The sequence below is a fragment of the Uliginosibacterium sangjuense genome (genome assembly GCF_059132465.1).
Genome location: NZ_CP101132.1, coordinates 800,227 through 820,588 on the forward strand (window position 1 = coordinate 800,227; position 20,362 = coordinate 820,588).

Sequence of the window (20,362 nt, forward strand, 5' to 3'; positions counted from 1 at the left end):
GGCCCGGAACCAGACCGAAGTTTTGAACCGTTCTCTATTCACCATGCACATGAAATCCCTGTCGATCCTCACCCCCCTCCTTTCCACCCTGATCCTGGCTGCTTGCGCAAGCCAACCCAGTGAGCCCGCACCCAAGCCGGTCGCCGCGCCCGAGTCTGCTCCGGCCCCGGTCGTCGTGCCGCCGAAGCCGGTGGCGCCGAGCTTTTCGAGCGCGCAGGCCGAGCGTTTGGACAAGGCTTTGAACATCAAGACCAACAGCAGCGTGCTGCGCAAGATCGTGGCGGAGGCGAAGCCCAGCCTGAGCGAGTTTCTGAGCAAGAATGCCTGCATCAATGATGGCAATGGCAGCGTGCTGAATGAGTGGGCCGCGCCTGGCGTGAGCTTTGCCGCATCGGGTTACGCGGCGCCGATGGAGGCCTTGCCCAAGCATGACAGACAGGTTTGCCTGAGTGTGGCCTCCCTGCAGAAAATGACGGCGGTCACGCTCAAGCACCTGCGCCTGGAGGCGGTGTATCAATCGGAGGGGGGCGACAGCACGACGGTACGCCACGACCTGCAGAAGCAGCCGGATGGTCGCTGGTTGGTCTTGCGTTGATTGTTGAGTAGGCAGTGCGGGGCGGCCAACTGACCCGCCGCCTGCCGCTGTGCGAATTGGGTGCTTGAGGCTGCATGCGCGGGCTGTGATGGCGGATGCCGCATCACTCGGCGGCACCGCGAACCTGTGCGCTGCGTGCTGGATGCAGGCGGGTCGCGGTGGGCGTGAGTGGCACGAGGTGGGTGTCCAGGCGCTGGGCGATGCGGCTGACATCAAGGATGGGCAGCAGGCTGCCTTCATCGCTGTCGGGCAGCACGGCCTGAGTGATCACGCTGATGCCGGCGACGATGCCTGGTACCGTGCGCACGCGTTCGGCCGGCAGTTCCAGCAGGGGGCCCAGTTCGTCGGCCAGTACGCCGATCCATGAGGACTCGCCGTACTGCAGCAGGATGATGTGCGGTGCCGGCACGGGCAGCTTGCTCGCCTGCGCCAGAGCATGCAATTCAAATACCGGAATGGGTGTGCCCCGGTGCAGCAGGAAGCCGGCGATGCGACCTTCCGCGCCGGGCACCGGCGACAGGCTGCGGGTGTCCAGGGCTTCCACGATGTCGGCCGGGCGCAGGCCCAGCCAGCGGTTGCCGACACGGAAGGTGGCGACTTCAACACTCTCGCCGCGGCTTGCTTCGCTGCGCACTGGCAGCGGGGTGGCGGGGATGTCGACATGCTGCTGCAAGGCCTCGCATATCGGTTGCATGACGACGGCCTGGACTTCGCTGTGGTAGCAGTCCTGCTCGCTCTTGTACTCGCGGTAGCCGTCCGATCCGCGTACGCCGATGGCATAGGTTCGGTCGCCCCATTCGGCGATGCCGAAGCGCGCGCTGCGGGCGTAGCCGGCCAGCGGGCCGTCGAGGCGGAAGGTGCTGCCAACCGGGATGTCGTCATGCGTGCTGGCGATCACGTGAGCGTCGCCGTCAATGAAGAGGCCGATGCAGGCGTCGTCCGCTTGGCCGTCGGATCTGCGCGGCAGGGCGTCGACCAGCATGGCGTGAAACTGAGGTTGGGCGTCGAACACGATGCCCACGCCGCCGACCACGCTATCGTCGCTGGGGGCGTGCACGGCCGCGGCGTAGATGTAGGTGGCGCGGTCTTCGTACAGCGGGCTGGGCACGAATGCCGACACCACGTAGTCCTGCGAACCGCTCAGGCGCAGGCTGCGCATGATCCACTCTTCGTCGAGGATGCGTCCGGTCGTGGCCTGACCGTCGCGTGAGCTGGCCACGATGCGGCCACGACGGTCGAACAGCACAAGCTGGGCGTAGACCGTGTACAGGCTGTTGATGTAGCGCAGGATGTCGCTGCAGCGCTGGGCTTGCGCGGCACTCAGTTCAGGCTCGGCAAGGGCTTCGCGGAACGCGCTGGTGAGCGCCCACCAACGGCAGTCATTGGCGCGCTCGTAGAGGTTGCGGTCCATGATGTCGATGGCCAGCGAGGCGAGGAAGGCACTGTCCTGCAGGAAGCCGGAGACCACGGTGGCGTGCAGGTCGTTGATCGACTCGGCGAACAGTTCGCGGGTGCGGCTGCCGGCGCTGCCGATCTCTGATAGCAGCACGCGCGAGAAGCTCGGGTTCACCGCGTGCTTGAGCTTGCCCATGCCGATATGGCCGTTCCAGATCGCCAGGTTGAGGCGATGCACGATCTCCTCGGCTTGCTGCGGGATGCGCCGCAGCTCGTCGCTGAACAGGCTGGGTGTGTTCATGACCTGCTGCAGCACCTGCGCGTCGACCTGGCCCAGCGAATCGGCGTGGCGCGCCTCGAAGGCATGCTGAAGCGGGGTCATCACATGGCCATACCAGCCTGGGCCCATGTAGCCCTGGTAGCCGCCGCTACGCGTGGTGGTGGCGAGGTATTCGCCGGCGGCGAAGCGCTGGATGGTGTAGTCGGCATCCGGCTGCGGGTTCAGCGTGGCACCCAGCGGCAGGTGGTGTGGATCGGAGCTGGCGATGACCTGCCCGTCCGGCGTCAGCAGTGTGATCACTGACCAGTCGCCGGGCAGGTTCAGGTTGGTGAAGATGCGCCGCATCTCGTCAGCAAAGCGGAAGCACAGGCACAGCACGCCGCGCGGCTGGCCGGTGGCGTCCTCCACGCGGGCGGCGTAGACCAGCGCATGGGGCTGGCTGGGCAGGATGTCGATCTCACCGAAATGCTCCACATAAGCGTGCTCGCCGCTGAGCGCCTGCGCCAGCAGCGGGTGCGCGCACTGTGTCACCGCCACCTGTTCGTCCAGGCGCACCAGCACCTGGCCATCGTCGGCCAGGAGTACCACGTCGTGATAGACCGAGTACTTGTCGACGTATTCGGCAAAGCGCGCGCGCAGCACTTCGTTGAGCTGGCGCAGCGCCTCCCGCGCATGAAACTGTCCGCGCAGCTCGGCGCTGTCGCGCAGGTAATCGCGCAAGTCCTGGTCGGTGGCGAGGAAGCCGATGTCGGCGGTGCGTTCGAACAGGTTGCGCACCAGGATGTCGATGGCGACCTGGGCTTTGGCCCGGCTCTCGCTCACCGTCTTGCGCAGAACCTCCTGACCCAGCTTGGACAGGAGTTCCTCGGTCAGGGTGTGGAACGCGCTACGCGTGTTGCCGGTGTCGACGCCGGTGCCGGCGAGCTGCCCCAGCAGGGTCAGGTTGTCCCAGCCCGTCTGCTGGTCGCGGAATCCTTCGGCGTAGGCCTGCAGGGCAGGCATGTGACGGCGGAATGGGTGAGCCGTCGGGTGGGCAGGCCGGGACATGGGAACCTCGTGGAGCGGGTGGACTCTTCGAGGGATAGCGACGCCCGTTGCTCAAACTTGAGCTGGATCAAAAGCCGGCGTTGTCGGCGTCCGCCGGGCGGACGGGTTTGCTCAGCGCAGCAACAGCCACAGCTCCATCAGTGCCAGGACACCGACCACCGCGCACAGCATGCCCAGCAGCAGCTCGCTACGGCGCTGGCGACGCGCGACCTCGTCGAGCTGGGCGCGCATCAGCGCCTGGTGGTCCTCGGCCAGGGCGCGGTGCGCCAGGCGCGGCAACTGGGGCAGGGTGGCGGCCCAGCCAGGGGCCTCTTCCTTCAGGTGGCGCAGCAGCGCGCGCCAGCCGACCTGCTCATGCATCCAGCGCTCGAGGAAGGGCTTGGCCGTTTTCCACAGGTCCAGCTCGGGGTCCAGGTCGCGCCCCAGGCCTTCGATGTTGAGCAGGGTCTTCTGCAGCATCACCAGTTGCGGCTGCACTTCCATATGGAAGCGGCGCGCGGTCTGGAACAGGCGCAGCAGCGTCTTGCCGAAGGAGATTTCCTTCAGCGGTTTGTCGAAGATCGGTTCGCATACGGCGCGGATCGCGCTCTCGAACTCATCGACGCGGGTATCCGGCGGCACCCAGCCGGCATCCACGTGGGCTTGCGCCACGCGTTTGTAGTCGCGCTTGAAGAAGGCCAGGAAGTTCTGCGCCAGGTACTGTTTGTCGCGCTCTTCCAGCGTGCCCATGATGCCGAAGTCGAGCGCGATGTACTGGCCCCGCATCGGGCCGTCGGTGACCACGAAGATGTTGCCCGGGTGCATGTCGGCATGGAAGAACCCATCGCGGAACACCTGGGTGAAGAAGATCTCGACGCCGGCACGCGACAGCGCCTGCAGGTCCACGCCGCGCTCGCGCAGGGCCTCGGTCTGCGAGATCGGCAGGCCGTGCATGCGCTCCATGACCATGACCGTGCGCCCGCAGTAGTCCCAATGGATCTCGGGTACGGCCAGCAGGGGCGAGTCGCGGAAGTTGCGCCGCAGTTGCGAGCAGTTGGCGGCCTCGCGCATCAGGTCCAGTTCGTCCTGCAGGTGCTTGGCGAATTCGGCCACGACCTCGCGTGGCTTGAGGCGGCGCCCCTCGACCCACACGGCTTCGATCAGTACGGCGGCCACGTCGAGCAGTGCCAGGTCATGCTCGATGATGCGGTCGATGCCGGGGCGCAGCACCTTCACCGCGACTTCGGTGCCATCGTGCAGGCAGGCGAAGTGCACCTGCGCCACCGAGGCGGAGGCGACTGGCGTGCGGTCGAAGCGGGCGAACACTTCGTCGACGGGGCGGCCGTACTCGGCTTGCAGGCGCGCCATGGCCTGCTCGGTCGGGAAGGGCGGCACCTGGTCCTGCAGCTTGGCCAGCTCGTCGGCCAGATCGGGCGGCAGCAGGTCGCGCCGCGTCGACAGCATCTGGCCGAACTTGACGAAGATCGGCCCCAGCGACTCCAGCGCCAGGCGCATGCGCACCGCCCCCGGCTGGTCGAACCGGCGCATCGGCAGCAGGCGGCGCAGCCATTCGCCGACGCGGGTGGTCGAGGCACGGTCGAGGATCATCTGATCCAGGCCGAAGCGCAGGCTGACGGAGGCGATCTTGGCGAGGCGGATGAGGCGCACGGTGAAGCGGGGTGGGCAAGAGGACAGGCGATGTTACAGCCTGCCGCCGCGGCCCGCTTGCGTTCGCGCGTGCGGCTGTCACAATCCGGCCAGTCTTGCCGCTGACAGCCCCTACAAGAGGTTCGCATGCGATTGCCCGTCGTCTGGCACTACCTGTTCCTCGCCGGCCGTCTTTCGCGCCGCCGCTTCAATCACGCCGTGCTATGCCTGCTCATCCTGCTGGGTGGCTGGCTTTTCGCGCCCGCGCCCATCACCGAGGCGGCGGGTGCGTGGCCGGCGCTGGCCCTGCTGGCCGTGCTGGTGTGCCTGACGGTGCTCCGCCTGCATGACACAGGCTTGCGCGGCCTGTGGCTGCTGGCCCTGGCGGTGCCGCTGGCCGGGCCGCTGTGGCTCGCCTGGCGCCTGTGCCTGCGCCGCGGCATGACGGGCGAGAACTCTTTCGGCCCGCAGCCCGATGCGTCTTCCCCCGACTACCTGGAGGTGAGCTGAGCATGCATGCCGATCCGCAACTGCCGCTGCCGACCGACCCGGTCCTCATCCACGGCCTGGCCGGGCTGAGTCCCGTCACCGTGTGGGGCGTGCTCCGTCCGCGCAGTGTGGCCGACATCCAGCAGGCGCTGCGCGACACCCGCCTGCCGGTCTCGATTGGCGGCGCGCGTTTCAGCCAGGGCGGCCAGTACGTCTGTGGCGGCAGCCTGCACCTGGACATGCGCGGCATGAACGAGGTGCTGCACTTTGCGCCGCAGGCCGGGCGCCTGCGCGTGCAGGCCGGCATCCGCTGGGCCGAGGTCCTGCGCTTCCTCGACCCGCACGATCTGGCGCCAGCCGTGCTGCCGCGCCATGCCAACTACACCGTGGGCGGTGCGGTGGCCGCCAACGCGCCGGGCTGGGGCGCGCAGGACGGCCCGCTGGTCGAGGCCGTGGCCGGCCTCAGCCTGGTCCTGCCCGACGGTCGATGCGTCGAACTGGGACCGGAGCAGACGCCCGAACTGTTCCACGCCGTGATCGGCAGTTACGGTGCGCTGGGGGTGATCGCCGAGGTGGAGTTGATCGTGCGCCCCAACCAGAAGCTGCAGGCGCGCCGCCGCCGCATGAGCCCGGCCGCCTATGCCGACTGGCTGGCGCACACCTTGCCCGCGACCGATGCCGTGCTGCACGAGGCGCAACTGGCGCTGCCCGCGTTGCGGCGCGTCGTGGCGACGAGCTGGGGGCCGAGCACGCGCGCGCTCAGTGAGCCGGCGCGCCTGCAGGGCGGTGGTCGCGATGCCGCCCCCACACGGGGCGTCGCCTGGCTCAACTACCTGTGCAGCGCAGATCGTGGGGCCACGCGCTGGCAGGGCGGGCTGCTGCGGCGCTGGGTGCGGGTCGAGCTGTCCCTGGTGGTGGAGGCGGACCGGCTCGACGGCTTGTTGCCTCGCCTGCACGAGGTGGTGGCGCGGCACGCGGTGCGCGTGCTCGATGCGCGTGTGCAGAGAGCGGCGCCCGATACCCGCAGCCTGCTGGCCTGGAGCCGTGGCGAGCAGCCCTGCGTGCTGACCCTGGCCTTCGCCCATCCCCGTGAAGCAGCGGCGCACGAGGTGGTGGCGCTGTGGACGCGCGAGTTGCTGGACCTGGTGCTGGCGGCGGGCGGCACCTTCCTGCTCGACGGTCAGGTGCACGCCATGCCGGCGCAACTCATGCGTGCCTATCCGCAGGCCGAGGCCTTGTTCGCGCTCAAGCGTCGCTACGACCCGGACTACCGCCTGCGCAACCGCCTGTGGGACGCCTGGTATCAGCCCTGGCTGGTGGGCGAGCGCGCGCCCCGGGCCACCGACTCGGTGTTCCACGCCGTCTACGACGTGGTGCCGGCGCGCGATGCGATCTATGGCTACCTCGCGCGCGAGTTGCCCGCGCTGGAGCCGTCGGCGCTGCACGCGGCGATCGCCCGCGCCTGTCAGGCACACGACGAGGACGAGGCCATCCATGCCGAACTGCAGACGGTGCTCGGCCGGCTGCCACGGCGCAGCCGCGCGCAACAGGCCGCGGTGCAGCGGGCCGCGTGGCAGGCCCTGGCCGAGCAGGTGCGCGAGCAGGTGGGGACGCGCGATCACCTGACCGGCTGGCTGGAGCTGGGCAGTGGTGGCGAGCTGCTGGCGCGCCTCGCCGGGCCGCTGCGCGTGCGTGGCGATCGGGTGGTGGCGGGGCAGCCGCTGCCGAATCATGGCCTGCGCGCGCTGTGGGCCCGTCGCCGCCGCCTGCCCGACTGCTTGGTCCTGCCGCTGGCGGATGACGCGCCGGTTCCGGCGGAGGCGGTGCGCGACCACAGCCTGGACCTGGTGTGCTGCGCCAAGGGCCTGCATGGCTTGCCCACCGAGCGGGTCGCGCCCTTGCTGGCCTCCTTGTATCGCGTGCTGCGCCCGGGTGGTCTTCTCCTCTTGTGCGAGCCGGACGTGCAGACACCGGGGCAGCGTGCCCTGGCCGAGCTGGCCGACTTGCTGCAGGGACTGGTGGCCGGGCATGCCTGGCCCGCGCAGGCCGCGCGGCCGCGCAACTTCGCCAGCGCCGATGGTTGGGCCGCGCGCCTCGGTGCGGTCGGTTTCAGTGAGGAAGGGGTGCGTCTGTCCCGCGTCGGGGACCCCTTGCGCCGCGTCTGCATGGTCTTCGTCAAGCGCGGCTTGAGCGGGGGGCGTGAGTGAGCGGATGGCGCGGCATGCTGGCCTTGGGCCTGGCCTTGTTGTGTGCCTGTGCGCAGGCGCAGGACACGGACACCGAGCTGCGGACGCCACCGGGGTGGCGACGCGATGGTGCGTTGGGCGGGCTGGCTGTTGCCGGCTGGCTGGCCGGGGCGGCGCGTCTGGACCGCGTCGATGCGCGCGACCAGGGCATGCCGCCCAGCGCGCAGTCCCCGCAAGCCGAGCTGGCGGCCCTGGCGCGCAGCGTGCCGCTGGTGTGGGCGGCCGAGCCGCGCCTGTGGCCGTCTGCCCTGGGGGAGCTGGCCGGTCTTGCCTGGCAGGCCGCGCAAGCGGTGGCGGGGGCAGCGTATGAGCGGGTCTTCGGCGTACTGGGCGAGGACGCGCGTGCCCTGTCACCGGAGGACGGATTGGCGGCGCGGGCGGAACGGGACTATCTGCTGTTCAGCCGTCACCAGCCCTGGTACCGCTACGATTTCGTCGCCGTGCTGCGCCAGTTGTGGTCCTTGCCTGCCGTCGAGGGCGGTGGCTGGCGCCGCTGGGAACGACGCTATCTGCTGAGCAGCGTATGGGGCGCACGGGCCCTGGCGGCGGGCGCGATGCGCCTGCTTGACCCGCCCGCCGCCCGCCGTCCGCTGACAGCGGTGGTGGTCGACCGCTGGCTGGCGCCACTGGGGCCGGTGTGGCCGGACCTGCAGCGGGTGCGCAGCTTCCGCGACGGCAGCCAGTTGTTGGCCCTGCCGCGCGATGCGGACGTCGCCACACGCCTGCTGGCGATTGCACTGGAGGGGGCGGATTTCATCGAGATCGCGGGCAACCCTGAGGAGGCGCCGATCGAGCTGGCGGTGCGCGCGCCGCGCGACTGGTTGCCGGAGCAGGGCGAGGTGGAGTTGCTGCATGTGCAGCCGGTGGCCGGGCGGGCCGACGAGGCGCACATGATCCTGCGCACCAGCGTGGGCGGCCTGGGCCGCCAACTGCGTGAGTTCCAGGCCGCCGGCATCTTGCTCGAGAAGGTGTTTGACTACTGAGTCCTCAGGCTGGCGTGTCGCCAAGGGCTGATGCGGGGGAGAGGGGCAGGCGCAGCAGGAACTCGGCGCCGCCGCCCGCGCGGTTGCGCGCTTCGATCTCGCCGCGGTGCGCCAGCACGATCTCCTTGCAGATGGCCAGACCAAGGCCAGTGCCACCGGCGCCGGAGCGGGTCTTGCTGCTCTGGTAGAACTTGTCGAACACGGCTTCCAGTTCTTCCTCCGGGATGCCGACGCCGCGGTCGCGCACGCCCAGCTCCAGGCACTCGCCGCGGGTATCCGGCTCGATCCCGATGTCGATGACCGATTGCTGCGGCGAGAACTTGATCGCGTTGGACAACAGGTTGCGCAGCACCTGGCCGATCAGCACCGCGTCGGCCTCGATCGTGTCATGCCCGTTGCATTGCAGGTTGATCGAGACCTGGCGCGAGTCGAGCAGCGCGCTGTACTCCGACAAGGCCTCCTGCACCGCGATGCGTAGATTGAGTGGTTTCAGGTGCAGGCGCACCCGGCCGGACTCCAGCTTGGACAGGTCCAGCAGATCGTTGAGCAGGCCCAGCAGGCGTTCGCCGCTGAACACGATGCGCCCGAAATAGCTCTTGAGCTTGTCGTCCCCCGTCTCGGTGGTGCGCGCCTCGCCCAGGCGGGCGAAGCTCAGGATGGCGTGCATCGGCGTGCGCAGCTCGTGCGACATGTTGGCCAGGAAGTGCGTCTTCGCTTCATTGGCGCGGTCGGCCGCCTGCTTGGCCGCCATCCAGCGCGCCTCGGCGAGCCGCCAGTCGGTGACGTCGAAGACCGCGCACACGATCACCGGGGTGTTGTCGGCGTCCAGGCAGGAGCCCTTGGCCACCACGCGGTAGCGTTCCTTGCCGGTCAGCGGGTGGGCCTTCTGCTCCTCTTTCAGCACGCGGCGGCCGGCCAGCACCTCGGCATCCTCCTGCGACACCATGCGGACGAAGTTGGAGTCCCGCCCGCTGCGCAGCCAGTTGGTGCCCAGCAACTCCTCCCGCGTGGTCTGCCGGTCGCGCGCAAAGGCCTCGTTGACCAGCACGTAGTTGCCCGCGGCATCTTTCACGTAGACGGGATGGGGGATCACGTCGATCAGGCGCTGGATGTAGTCCTGGGTCCGCTTGCGATGTTCCACCTCGCGCGCCAAGGCGTCTTTCAGCGCGCGCTCGGCCTGCCGCCACGGCGTGATGTCGAAGTTGGCGCCGACGATCACCGGCCGCCCCTCGGCGTCCAGGCACGAGCCTTTCGAAATCAGGCGGAAGCGCTCGGCTCCGGTGTACATGTGCGGCAGGTGCTCTTCCTTCAGCACGGCTTCGCCGCCCAGCACTGCTGCGTCCTCGGCGCGGATGCGTGTGCGCAGGGTGTCGTCGGCGGTCAGGCCATAGGACAACTGGCCCTGCAACTCGGCCTTGCTGCGCCCGCGTTCGCGGCAGAAAGCCTCGTTGACGAGCAGGTAGCGGCTGTCCGCGTCCTTGATGTAGACCGGCTGCGGGATCACGTCGATCAGGCGCTGGATGTAGTCATGGATGCGTTCGTGACGCGACACCTCGCGCGTCAGCGCCGCCTGCAGCGCCTGCTCGGCCTGGCGCCATTGCGATACGTCGAAGTAGCTGCCGACGACCAGGGGGCGGCCGTCGGGCGTGCGCGAGCGCATCTTGCTGACCACCAGGTGGCGCGGTGGCGCGCCGACCGGGTGGTGGCTCAGGGTCTCCTTGTGGATCTGCTCGCCGGCGGCGACCGTGCGGTCTTCTTCCTGCATCAGACGGGCGATGTCCTGGTCCACCACCAGCTCGCAGGGGCGGCGGCCGACGATCTCCGCCGCCGGTTTGCCCAGATGCGCGGCGTAGGCCTGGTTGACGGCCACGAAGCGGCTGTCGGCATCGCGCAGGAAGACAGGGTGGGGCAGCGCGTCCAGTGCGGCCTGCAGGTAGCGCAAGTCGCGCCCGCGCGAGCGCCACCACAGCAGGCCCGGCGCCAGTGCGGCCAGCAGTGCGGCCAGCGGCGCATTGGCCCAGGGGGGCAGGGGGTGCAGCATACCCAGCACGGTGGCCGCAAGCAGGCCCGGCAGGATCAGCCAGGCTGGCGAGCGCAGGAAAGCAGGCATGGAGATCAGTCCGCGCAGAACATGAGCCGCGAATGTAGGTGGAGCGGACCGTCGAACACAAGCGGATACGACGACAGGGCGTAGCAGGCTGCACGGCGGCTGCATCGCAGACCGATCCTGCCGGGGGCGGGGGCCGCGCGCTACAATGCTTACCCCCCGCCGCACCCGGAAAGACCGCCATGGCGCGTCCGCATAACGACACCTTCCTGCGCGCCCTGCTGCGCGAACCCACCGACTACACCCCGCTGTGGCTGATGCGCCAGGCCGGGCGCTACCTGCCCGAGTACCGCGCCACGCGTGCCCGCGCCGGCAGTTTCCTGGACCTGTGCCAGTCGCCCGCGCTGGCCACCGAGGTCACGCTGCAGCCCTTGGCTCGCTACGACCTGGACGCCGCGATCCTGTTCTCCGACATCCTGACCGTACCGGACGCCATGGGGCTGGGGCTGTATTTCGCCGAAGGCGAGGGGCCGCGTTTCGAGCGCCCCCTGCGCGACGAGTCAGCCATCCGCGCGCTGACGGTGCCGGACATGGCCAAGCTGCGCTACGTATTCGACGCGGTCGCCGAAATCCGCCGCGCGCTCAACAATTCCGTGCCCCTGATCGGCTTCTCCGGTAGCCCTTTCACGCTGGCCTGCTACATGGTCGAAGGTGGCGGCTCGGACGACTTCCGCCACATCAAGGGCCTGATGTACAGCCGGCCCGAGCTGCTGCACCACATCCTGGAGATGAACGCGCAGACCGTCACCACCTACCTCAATACCCAGATCGAACAGGGTGCGCAGGCGGTGATGGTGTTCGACAGTTGGGGCGGCGTGCTCAGCACCCCCGCCTACGCCGAGTTCTCGCTCGCCTACATGCAGAAGATTGTCGATGGCCTGCAGCGCAGGCACGACGGTGAAGACGTGCCGGTGATCCTGTTCACCAAGGGCGGCAGCAACTGGCTGGAAGACATCGCGCGCACCGGCTGTGACGCGGTGGGCCTGGACTGGACCGTGGACATCGGCGTGGCGCGCGCGCGCATGGCGGGCGAGGTGGCCTTGCAGGGCAACCTGGACCCGAGCGTGCTGCTGGGCAGCCCGGAGCAGGTGGCCGCCGAGGCCCGCAAGGTACTTGATGCCTATGGCCCGCACTACGGCCACGTGTTCAACCTCGGCCATGGCATCTCGCAACACACGCCGCACGACAATGTGCGCGTGCTGGTCGAGACGGTGCACACCTACAGCCGCGAACTGCGCAAGCAGGGGCCAGGCTATGGCCTCACCCCCGCGGGTGAGCCGGAGCGCTTCCTGATCACCCCCGACGACTTCCTGTAAGCGTTTGACCTGTCGCCCTGCACGCCGGCTGCGGGTTCGGTGGGCAGGGCGCGGAATGAGCATGCACGGGCCTTTGCGGGGCTTGACTTATACACATGAGCGGGTCGGTCGATGCTTGCTGCTTTGCAACAACCCGGGGTTTACAGTGAGATACGAATAAGTATCTGATTTTATTGAATATTGTTGCCTGTTTTTGGGGCTAGCATGAAAAACAGCCTGGCGGCAAGCCCCTGCGCAAAGCCGGCGAAGCCCTGGACATCCACATTTTTATCCACAGGTTTTGTGGATAAGGAAAATTGCAACGTCGCTGCAATGCCTTGCGCTCAAGAACTCGTGTGGTTTCTCACGTTTTTTTGCTAAGCAGTTGGTAAAGAAGGAGTTTTGTCTGATTGCAATATTCCGGGGGCCGGCATGACGCAACGTGTGCGCGTGGCACTGCCGCTGCCACGGCCGCTGCTATTCGATTACCTGCTGCCGGAAGGGGCGGGCGAGGTTCAGCGCGGGCATTGCGTGCGCCTGCCCTTTGGGACGGGTGAGCGGACCGGGGTCGTGATCGCCGTCAACCCGGAGGACTCTCCCCCCGTCGAGAAGCTGCGTGCGGTGCGGGAAGTGCTTGACGAGGTGCCGCCGCTGCCGGAGTCCTGGCTGGCCATGGCCGAGTTCGTCGCCGCCTACTACCACCATCCGCTGGGCGAGGTGATCGCCACCGCCTTGCCGCCCGGCCTCAAGCGCGCGGTACGTCTGCCGCGCGAGGAAGACCCGCTGCTAGCTGCAACGGCTGCCGGCCGCGCCGCGCTGGCTGACAGCACGCGCCTGACGCGGGCGCTGGCCGCGGTGAGCCTGGTGGCCGCCGCCGGCCCCCTGCGGCGCAGCCTGATGCTGGAACAACTGGGGGCCAACGCCGCCGAGGGCCTGCGCCAGGCGCGCAACAAGGGTTGGCTGGAGGTCGCCAGCGCGCAGGGCGACGTGCGCGCGCTCGATGCGCTGGCGCTCAACCCGCAGCAGGCGGCCGCCGTGGCGACGGTGCAGGAGAGCCTGGGGCACTTCCAGGCCTGTCTGCTGCATGGCGTGACGGGCTCCGGCAAGACCGAGGTGTATCTGCATCTGATCGCGGCGACGCTGGCGCGCGGCCAGTCGGCGCTGATGCTGGTGCCCGAGATCGGACTGACGCCGCAGTTGCTGGAACGCGTGGCGGGGCGTTTCCCCGGGGCGCGGCTGGCCGCGCTGCACAGCGGGGTGGCCGACGGCGTGCGCTCGCGAGCCTTCGTGCAGGCCTTGCGCGGTGAGCTGGACATCGTGCTCGGCACGCGCCTGTCGGTCTTCGTGCCCTTGGCGCGCCTAGGCCTGATCGTGGTGGACGAGGAGCATGACGCCTCCTTCAAACAGCAGGACGGCCTGCGTTACTCGGCGCGCGATCTCGCCGTCTGGCGCGCGCGCAACGAGGGCGTCCCGGTGCTGCTGGGCTCGGCCACGCCTTCGCTGGAGAGCTGGCTGCATGGCGAGGCCGGCCGTTACACGCGGCTGGCCCTGCCCAGCCGCGCGGTGGCCGAGTCGCCGCCGGCGGTGCGCCTGATCGACACCCGCCGGGTGAAGCTGGACCAGGGCCTGTCGCCGCGTCTGCTCGACGCGCTGCGCCTGCGCCTGGAGCGCGGCGAGCAGAGCCTGGTCTTCCTCAACCGGCGTGGCTATGCGCCGGTGGTGTCCTGCCCCGATTGCGGCTGGATCAGCGCCTGCGACCATTGCTCGGCCAACCGCGTGTTCCACCAGACCGACCAGATCCTGCGTTGCCACCACTGCGGCTCGGAGGCGCAGGTGCCGCGCAGTTGCCCCAGTTGCGGCAGCCAGCACCTGGCCGCCTTCGGGCGCGGCACGCAGCGCCTGGAAGAGCGCCTGGGCGAGCACTTCCCCAGCGCGCGGGTACTGCGCGTCGACCGCGACGTGGTGAAGACCCCGGCGCAGTGGGAGGCGGTACGCGACCAGATCGAGGCGGGCGAGGTCGACATCCTGGTCGGCACGCAGATGCTGGCCAAGGGGCACGACTTCCCGCGCCTGACCCTGGTCGGCATCGTCGGCGCGGATGCCTCGCTGTACTCCTCGGACTACCGTGCGCCAGAACGCCTGTTCCAGCAGTTGATGCAGGTGGCTGGGCGAGCGGGGCGCGCCGAGCTGCCGGGCGAGGTGCTGATCCAGACCGAGTTCGTCGACCACCCGTTGTTCCGTTGCCTGGCCGAACACGATTTCGACGCCTTCGCCGCCTTGCAACTGGCCGAGCGTCGCCAGGCCGGCTTCCCGCCCTGTAGCTTCCACGCGGTGCTGCGTGCCGAGGCTGAGTCGCTGGACACGACCCTGGCTTTCCTCAAGGCGGCGCGCGAGCAGGCGCTGGCGCTCAAGACCCGCGCCCGCCTGTTCGACCCGGTACCGATGCGCCTGGTGCGCCGCGCCCGCCTGGAGCGCGCCCAACTGGTGGCGGAAGCCGATACCCGGCCCGAGCTGCACACCCTGCTGGGAGCCTGGGTCGACGCGCTCTACCGCATGAAGACGCCGCGCGATCTGCGTTGGCACATCGACGTCGATCCGATCGAGCTGTGAGCCCGCTCCAGCCCGCTCCCAGCCGCCTTGATCGGCCACAGTGCATCCCCTTGCGGGCTCAGACTACAATCTGCCCTCTTTGCGTCTCACCACCTGATCACTTCCTGAACCTGAATCGGAGCTTTTCGTGAAGCCGACCATCAAGCCGAATTCCCCCAATTTCTCGTCGGGCCCCTGCGCCAAGCGCCCCGGCTATTCGCTGGCAAACCTGCCGACCGACATCCTTGGTCGCTCGCACCGCAGCTCGCTGGGCAAGGCCCGCCTGGCCAAGGCCATCACCGAGACCAAGCGCCTGCTGGGCATTCCGGCGGACTACCACGTCGGCATCCTGCCCGCCTCCGACACCGGTGCCTTCGAGCTGGCCATGTGGAACTTCCTCGGCGCCCGTCCGGTGGATACCTTCGCTTGGGAATCCTTCGGCGAAGGCTGGGTGACCGACATCGTCAAGCAGCTCAAGCTCAAGGACGTGCGCAACTTCAGCGCCGCCTACGGCGAACTGCCCGACCTGTCGCAATGGAACCCGGCGCACGACATCGTGTTCACCTGGAACGGCACGACCTCTGGCGTGAAGGTGCCCAATGGCGACTGGATTCCCGCCAACCGCGAAGGCCTGACCCTGTGCGACGCGACCTCGGCCGTGTTCGCCATGGAGCTGCCCTGGGACAAGCTGGACGTGGTCACCTACTCGTGGCAGAAGGTGCTGGGCGGCGAGGGCGCGCACGGCATGCTGATCCTGTCGCCGCGCGCGGTGCAACGCCTCAAGGACTACAAGCCGGCCTGGCCGCTGCCCAAGATCTTCCGTATCGCCAAGGGCGGCGAGCTGATGACCGAGATCTTCGAAGGTTCGACCATCAACACCCCGTCCATGCTGGCCAATGAGGACTACCTCGACGCGCTGGCCTGGGTCGATTCCATCGGCGGCGTGAGCGAGCTGATCAAGCGCTCGAACGCCAACCTCGCGGCGTTCGAGAAGTTCGTGGCCAAGACCCCGTGGATCCACTTCCTCGCCAAGGACGCCGCCTCGCGCTCCAACACCTCGGTGTGCTTCTCGCTGGACGCCACGCCGGACCAGGTGAAGGCGCTGGTGAAGCTGCTCGACAAGGAAGGCGTGGCCTACGACATCGGTTCGTACAAGGACGCGCCCCCGGGGCTGCGCTTCTGGTGTGGTGCCACCGTCGAGACCGCCGACATCGAGAAGGTCCTGCCCTGGCTGGAGTGGGCTTACGCCGAAGTGACGAAGGGCTGAGCACCAAGGGCTGAGTCTGGTCCGAAGCGATGAGAAAGCCCGGCTGCGTGCCGGGCTTTTTCTTTGCCGGCTAGCATGGTGGTGCATGACGCGGGCGGTGGCGTGGCGGAACCGCCTGCGGCGTTCCGCCCTACGTTAAAATCCTCCAGTTGACTCTCGACGGAAGCGCCATGCCCTTCATCACCGATCTCGCCGCCGCCTGGCACAAGAACAACTCCCTGCTGTGCGTGGGCCTGGACCCGGACCTCTCGAAGTTCCCCGCCCACCTGCAGGACAAGCCGGACGCGATCTACGCCTTCTGCAAGGCCATCGTCGATGCCACGGCCGACCTGGTGTGCAGCTTCAAGCCGCAGATTGCCTACTTCGCGGGTGAGTCGGCCGAAGAGCAGCTCGAAGCACTGATCGACTACATCCATGTGGAATACCCGGGCATTCCGGTCATCCTCGATGCCAAGCGCGGCGACATCGGCGCCACGGCGGCGCAGTACGGGCGCGAGGCTTTCGTGCGCTTCCAGGCCGATGCGCTGACGGTGAATCCCTACATGGGTTTCGATTCGGTCGAGCCATACCTTGAGTACAGCGACTGTGGCCTCATCGTGCTGTGTCGCACTTCCAACCCCGGCGGCTCGGACCTGCAGAACCTCACCGTCGAAGGCGGCCGCAAGCTCTATCAGCATGTGGCCGAACTGGTGGCCACGAAGTGGAACAAGCATGGCCAGGCGGCGCTGGTGGTGGGCGCGACCTTCCCCAGCGAACTGGCCGAGGTGCGCCGCATCGTCGGCGAGCTGCCGCTGCTGGTGCCAGGCATCGGGGCCCAGGGCGGCGATGTGAAGGCCACCGTAGGGGCCGGCAAGGCGAGCGATGGTGCCGGGCTGATGATCAATTCCTCGCGGGCCATCCTGTACGCCGGCCAGGGCGAGGATTTCGCCGCCGCCGCGCGGGCTGCGGCGATCGCCACACGCGACGAGATCAACCAGTACCGCTGAGCCCGCGTTGTCGATGCAGCATCTCGTAGCACCCGACGCCTGCTGGCGTTCCGTGGCCGACTCGGCGGGCCTGCCCGCGCATCATCCGCTGCGCGCCTGGCTGACCGATCCGCAGTCCCTGACGGCCCGCATCCGGGCGCGCTGTGACCGGCTCACGGTGACCGTGCTGGCCCAGGGCAGGGGGCGGCCGCATCCAGACGAGGCGCGCCTGCTGCGCCTGCGTGCAGGCGAGCTGGCGCTGCTGCGCGAGGTGCTGCTGGTCGCTGATGGCAGGCCGGTGGTCTATGCCCGCTCGCTGCTGGCTCCGCGCAGCCTGCGCCAGGGTTGGCAGGTGTTTGCCGGCATCGGCAGCCGTCCGTTGGGTGCGGCGCTGTTCGCTGACCCGCGCATCGCGCGTGGCCGGTTGGCGGCAAAGCGGCTGGACGCGCGTGACCGGCGCTATCATCGCGCAGCCGCTGTGGCCGGGCAGGCGGTGCCGGGTGCCTTGTGGGCGCGCCGCTCACGCTTCATGCGCGCGGGCCATGGCCTGCTGGTCTGCGAAGTGTTCCTGCCGGCGGTGCTCGATCTGGAGTTGCGATGAACCTGCGCGAGAAGCTGGATGCCTATGAACGCCTGATGCGGCTCGACAAGCCGATCGGCATCCTGCTGCTGCTGTGGCCCACGCTGTGGGGGCTGTGGTTCGGTGCGGCGGGGTATCCCAACTGGATCGTGGTGTGGATCTTTGCGCTTGGCACGGTGCTGATGCGCTCGGCCGGTTGCGTGATGAACGACTGGGCCGACCGCAAGTTCGACGGCCATGTTGAGCGCACGCGCCTGCGGCCGCTGGTGACGGGCGAAGTGAGCGGGCGGGAGGCCCTGGTGCTGGCGGCGCTGCTCTCGCTGGTGTCCTTCGGCCTGATCCTGCCGCTGGACCCGCTGGTGTGGAAGCTCTCGGTCGTGGCCTTGCTGGTGGCGGCGACCTATCCCTTCTTCAAGCGTTTCTTCGCCATCCCGCAGGCCTACCTGGGCATCGCCTTCGGCTTCGGCATTCCGATGGCATTCGCGGCGACGCGCCTGGAGGTGCCGCCTCTGGCCTGGTACTTGTTGCTGGCCAACATCTTCTGGGCCATCGCCTACGACACCGAATATGCGATGGTCGACCGCGAGGACGATCTGAAGATCGGTATCCGTACCTCGGCCATCACCTTCGGCCGTTTCGACGTGGCGGCCGTCATGATCTGCTACGCGCTGTTCCTGCTCCTCATGTGGTGGGTGGGCAGCCTGATGCTGCGTGGCTGGATCTACAACACCGGCCTGGGGATTGCCGCGCTTCTTGCGATCTACCACTGGACCCTGATCCGTGGCCGGGCGCGCGACAAGTGCTTCAAGGCCTTCCTGCACAACAACTGGCTGGGTGCCGTGGTCTTCCTGGGGCTGATCCTGGACTACCATTTCCAGAAGGCGCCGGCCATGCCTGCCCTGGTGTACTGATGCGCTACAAGGATCTGCGGGACTTCATCGCTCAACTGGAGGCGCGCGGCGAACTGCGGCGCATTGCCGAGCCGGTCGACACCCATCTCGAAATGACCGAGATCGCCGACCGCGTGTTGCGCGCGGGCGGCCCGGCCCTGTTGTTCGAGAAGCCGCATACGCAAGGGCGCGCGCACAGCATGCCGGTGCTGGCCAATCTGTTCGGCACGCCGCAGCGTGTGGCCTACGGGATGGGTGAAGACGCTGACTGGAAGGGCTCCCTGCGCGAGATCGGCAAGCTGCTGGCCTTCCTCAAGGAACCCGAGCCGCCCAAGGGCCTCAAGGACGCCTGGGACAAGCTGCCGATGTTCCGCCAGGTGATGAACATGTCGCCCAAGGAGGTGCGCAGTGCGCCCTGCCAGGAGGTGGTGTGGGAGGGGGCCGAGGTCGATCTCGCACGCCTGCCGATCCAGCACTGCTGGCCCGGCGACGTGGCACCCCTGATCACCTGGGGCCTGGTCGTCACCCGCGGCCCGCACAAGGCGCGCCAGAACCTGGGCATCTATCGCCAACAGGTGCTCGGGCCCAACAAGCTGATCATGCGCTGGCTGGCGCACCGCGGCGGCGCGCTGGACTTCCGCGAGTTCCAGCAGACGAATCCCGGCCGGCCCTTCCCGCTGTCGGTGGTGCTGGGCTGCGACCCGGCGACCATTCTGGGCGCGGTGACGCCGGTGCCGGATACCCTGTCGGAATACCAGTTCGCCGGCCTGCTGCGCGGCGCCAAGACCGAGCTGGTGAAGTGCCTGGGCAATGATTTGCAGGTGCCGGCGAGCGCCGAGATCGTGCTGGAAGGCGTGATCCACCCTGGCGAGATGGCGGCCGAGGGGCCTTACGGCGACCATACCGGCTACTACAACGAGGTGGCCGAGTTCCCGGTGTTCACCGTCGAGCGCATCACGATGCGGCGTGAGCCGATCTACCACAGCACCTACACCGGCAAGCCCCCGGACGAGCCGGCCATGCTGGGCCTGGCGCTCAACGAGGTGTTCGTGCCGCTGCTGCAGCGTCAGTTTCCCGAGATCACCGATTTCTACCTGCCGCCCGAGGGCTGCTCCTACCGCATGGCGGTGGTCAGCATGAAGAAGGCGTACCCCGGGCATGCCAAACGGGTGATGTTCGGCATCTGGAGCTTCCTGCGCCAGTTCATGTACACCAAGTTCATCATCGTGGTGGACGATGACGTGGACGTGCGCTCCTGGCCCGAAGTCATCTGGGCGCTGACCACGCGGGTCGACGCCACGCGCGACACCACCCTGGTCGACAATACGCCGATCGACTACCTGGATTTCGCCTCGCCGGTCTCCGGCCTGGGCAGCAAGATGGGCATCGACGCCACCAACAAGTGGCCGGGCGAGACAAATCGCGAATGGGGCCGTACCATCGCGATGGATGAAGCCGTGAAGCGCCGGGTCGACGAGATGTGGGGTCGTCTCGGCCTGTAGGGCGGAACGCCGCAGGCGGCTCCGCCCCATGCAACGTAGCATGACAAGGGAGTACGGAACGCCATGAGCGAGCAGAAGCAGGTCTTCGACGTACAGCCAGACGGCAGCCTCCAGGCCGCACCCTCACCGGGGCTGCTGCGCCTGACCCACATCATCTACGCGCTCCACGCCTTCTCGGTGTTGGTGGGCATCTTCAGCGTGGCCTCGGTGGTGGGCATGTTCCTGCTCGGCTGGCCCTCGATCATCGCGGTGATCCTCAATTATGTGCAGCGTGGCGAGGTGCGTGGCACCTGGCTGGATAGCCATTTCGAGTGGCAGATCCGCACCTTCTGGTTTGCCTTCGCCTGGTCCTTGCTGGCCATGCTGATCATGCTGGTGCTGGGTATCGTGCTGATCGGTTTTCCGATCGCCTGGGGCATCCTGTTCCTGACCGGCATCTGGGTCATCTACCGCGTGGCGCGCGGCTGGCTGACCCTCAACGACAACAAGCCGATCCGGCCCTGAGC

General features: G+C 68.2%; 15 protein-coding genes. 12 read left to right on the forward strand and 3 right to left on the reverse strand.

Going from position 1 to position 20,362, the window contains the following annotated elements; genetic code table 11:
* The first annotated feature begins 49 nt into the window (after positions 1-49).
* Entirely contained in the window at positions 50-595 is a 546-nt protein-coding gene (locus NMB43_RS03675) for a hypothetical protein (RefSeq protein ID WP_494350803.1), read from the forward strand.
* Positions 596-698: 103 nt separating this feature from the next.
* Here the strand turns inward: NMB43_RS03675 and NMB43_RS03680 are convergent, their stop codons facing one another.
* Together NMB43_RS03680 and ubiB are read right to left on the reverse strand one after the other, a co-directional pair.
* Positions 699-3,317, reverse strand: a complete 2,619-nt coding sequence (locus NMB43_RS03680) for a chemotaxis protein CheW (RefSeq protein ID WP_494350804.1) — start codon at positions 3,315-3,317, stop codon at positions 699-701.
* Positions 3,318-3,428: 111 nt separating this feature from the next.
* Positions 3,429-4,964, reverse strand: a complete 1,536-nt coding sequence (gene ubiB, locus NMB43_RS03685) for a ubiquinone biosynthesis regulatory protein kinase UbiB (protein WP_494350805.1) — start codon at positions 4,962-4,964, stop codon at positions 3,429-3,431.
* A 126-nt stretch (positions 4,965-5,090) separates the two neighbouring features.
* Between ubiB and NMB43_RS03690 the strand changes: the two genes are divergently transcribed.
* Genes NMB43_RS03690 through NMB43_RS03700 form a run of 3 tightly spaced genes read left to right on the forward strand, consistent with a single transcriptional unit; the run spans position 5,091 to position 8,661 of the window.
* Positions 5,091-5,453 carry a DUF805 domain-containing protein gene (locus tag NMB43_RS03690; RefSeq protein WP_494350806.1) on the forward strand — a complete coding sequence of 121 codons (363 nt, stop codon included), beginning with the start codon at positions 5,091-5,093 and terminating at the stop codon, positions 5,451-5,453.
* Between the two features lie 2 nt (positions 5,454-5,455).
* Complete coding sequence (locus NMB43_RS03695; protein ID WP_494350807.1) at positions 5,456-7,639, forward strand: FAD-binding protein; 2,184 nt, start codon at positions 5,456-5,458, stop codon at positions 7,637-7,639.
* On the forward strand, positions 7,636-8,661 hold the full coding sequence (locus tag NMB43_RS03700) for a hypothetical protein (protein WP_494350808.1): 1,026 nt from the start codon (positions 7,636-7,638) through the stop codon (positions 8,659-8,661). Before NMB43_RS03695 ends, NMB43_RS03700 begins: the two co-directional genes overlap by 4 nt.
* 4 nt (positions 8,662-8,665) lie before the next feature.
* Here NMB43_RS03700 and NMB43_RS03705 read toward each other — a convergent pair whose 3' ends face one another.
* The gene (locus NMB43_RS03705) at positions 8,666-10,771 is read right to left on the reverse strand and encodes a PAS domain-containing sensor histidine kinase (RefSeq protein ID WP_494350809.1); all 2,106 of its coding nucleotides are present in this window, start codon (positions 10,769-10,771) and stop codon (positions 8,666-8,668) included.
* A 179-nt stretch (positions 10,772-10,950) separates the two neighbouring features.
* On the opposite strand from NMB43_RS03705, the gene hemE reads away from it, so the two are divergent.
* The 8 genes from hemE to NMB43_RS03745 all read left to right on the forward strand — a co-directional run bounded on the left by hemE (position 10,951) and on the right by NMB43_RS03745 (position 20,360).
* Positions 10,951-12,084 carry a uroporphyrinogen decarboxylase gene (hemE, locus tag NMB43_RS03710; RefSeq protein WP_494350810.1) on the forward strand — a complete coding sequence of 378 codons (1,134 nt, stop codon included), beginning with the start codon at positions 10,951-10,953 and terminating at the stop codon, positions 12,082-12,084.
* A 411-nt stretch (positions 12,085-12,495) separates the two neighbouring features.
* Positions 12,496-14,673, forward strand: coding sequence for a primosomal protein N' (locus NMB43_RS03715; protein ID WP_494350811.1), 2,178 nt, complete (start codon positions 12,496-12,498; stop codon positions 14,671-14,673).
* A 127-nt stretch (positions 14,674-14,800) separates the two neighbouring features.
* A complete protein-coding gene (locus NMB43_RS03720; protein ID WP_494350812.1) occupies positions 14,801-15,919 on the forward strand; it encodes a phosphoserine transaminase in 1,119 nt (372 codons plus the stop codon).
* A 170-nt stretch (positions 15,920-16,089) separates the two neighbouring features.
* Positions 16,090-16,905 carry an orotidine-5'-phosphate decarboxylase gene (gene pyrF / locus NMB43_RS03725; RefSeq protein WP_494350813.1) on the forward strand — a complete coding sequence of 272 codons (816 nt, stop codon included), beginning with the start codon at positions 16,090-16,092 and terminating at the stop codon, positions 16,903-16,905.
* 13 nt (positions 16,906-16,918) lie between these two features.
* Positions 16,919-17,485, forward strand: coding sequence for a chorismate--pyruvate lyase family protein (locus NMB43_RS03730; RefSeq protein ID WP_494350814.1), 567 nt, complete (start codon positions 16,919-16,921; stop codon positions 17,483-17,485).
* Positions 17,482-18,375: a 4-hydroxybenzoate octaprenyltransferase gene (ubiA, locus tag NMB43_RS03735; RefSeq protein ID WP_494350815.1), complete on the forward strand. Its 894-nt coding sequence runs from the start codon at positions 17,482-17,484 to the stop codon at positions 18,373-18,375. Before NMB43_RS03730 ends, ubiA begins: the two co-directional genes overlap by 4 nt.
* The gene (gene ubiD, locus NMB43_RS03740; protein WP_494350816.1) at positions 18,375-19,856 is read left to right on the forward strand and encodes a 4-hydroxy-3-polyprenylbenzoate decarboxylase; all 1,482 of its coding nucleotides are present in this window, start codon (positions 18,375-18,377) and stop codon (positions 19,854-19,856) included. Before ubiA ends, ubiD begins: the two co-directional genes overlap by 1 nt.
* Before the next feature lie 63 nt (positions 19,857-19,919).
* Positions 19,920-20,360 carry a DUF4870 family protein gene (locus tag NMB43_RS03745; protein WP_494350817.1) on the forward strand — a complete coding sequence of 147 codons (441 nt, stop codon included), beginning with the start codon at positions 19,920-19,922 and terminating at the stop codon, positions 20,358-20,360.
* Positions 20,361-20,362 lie beyond the last annotated feature (2 nt).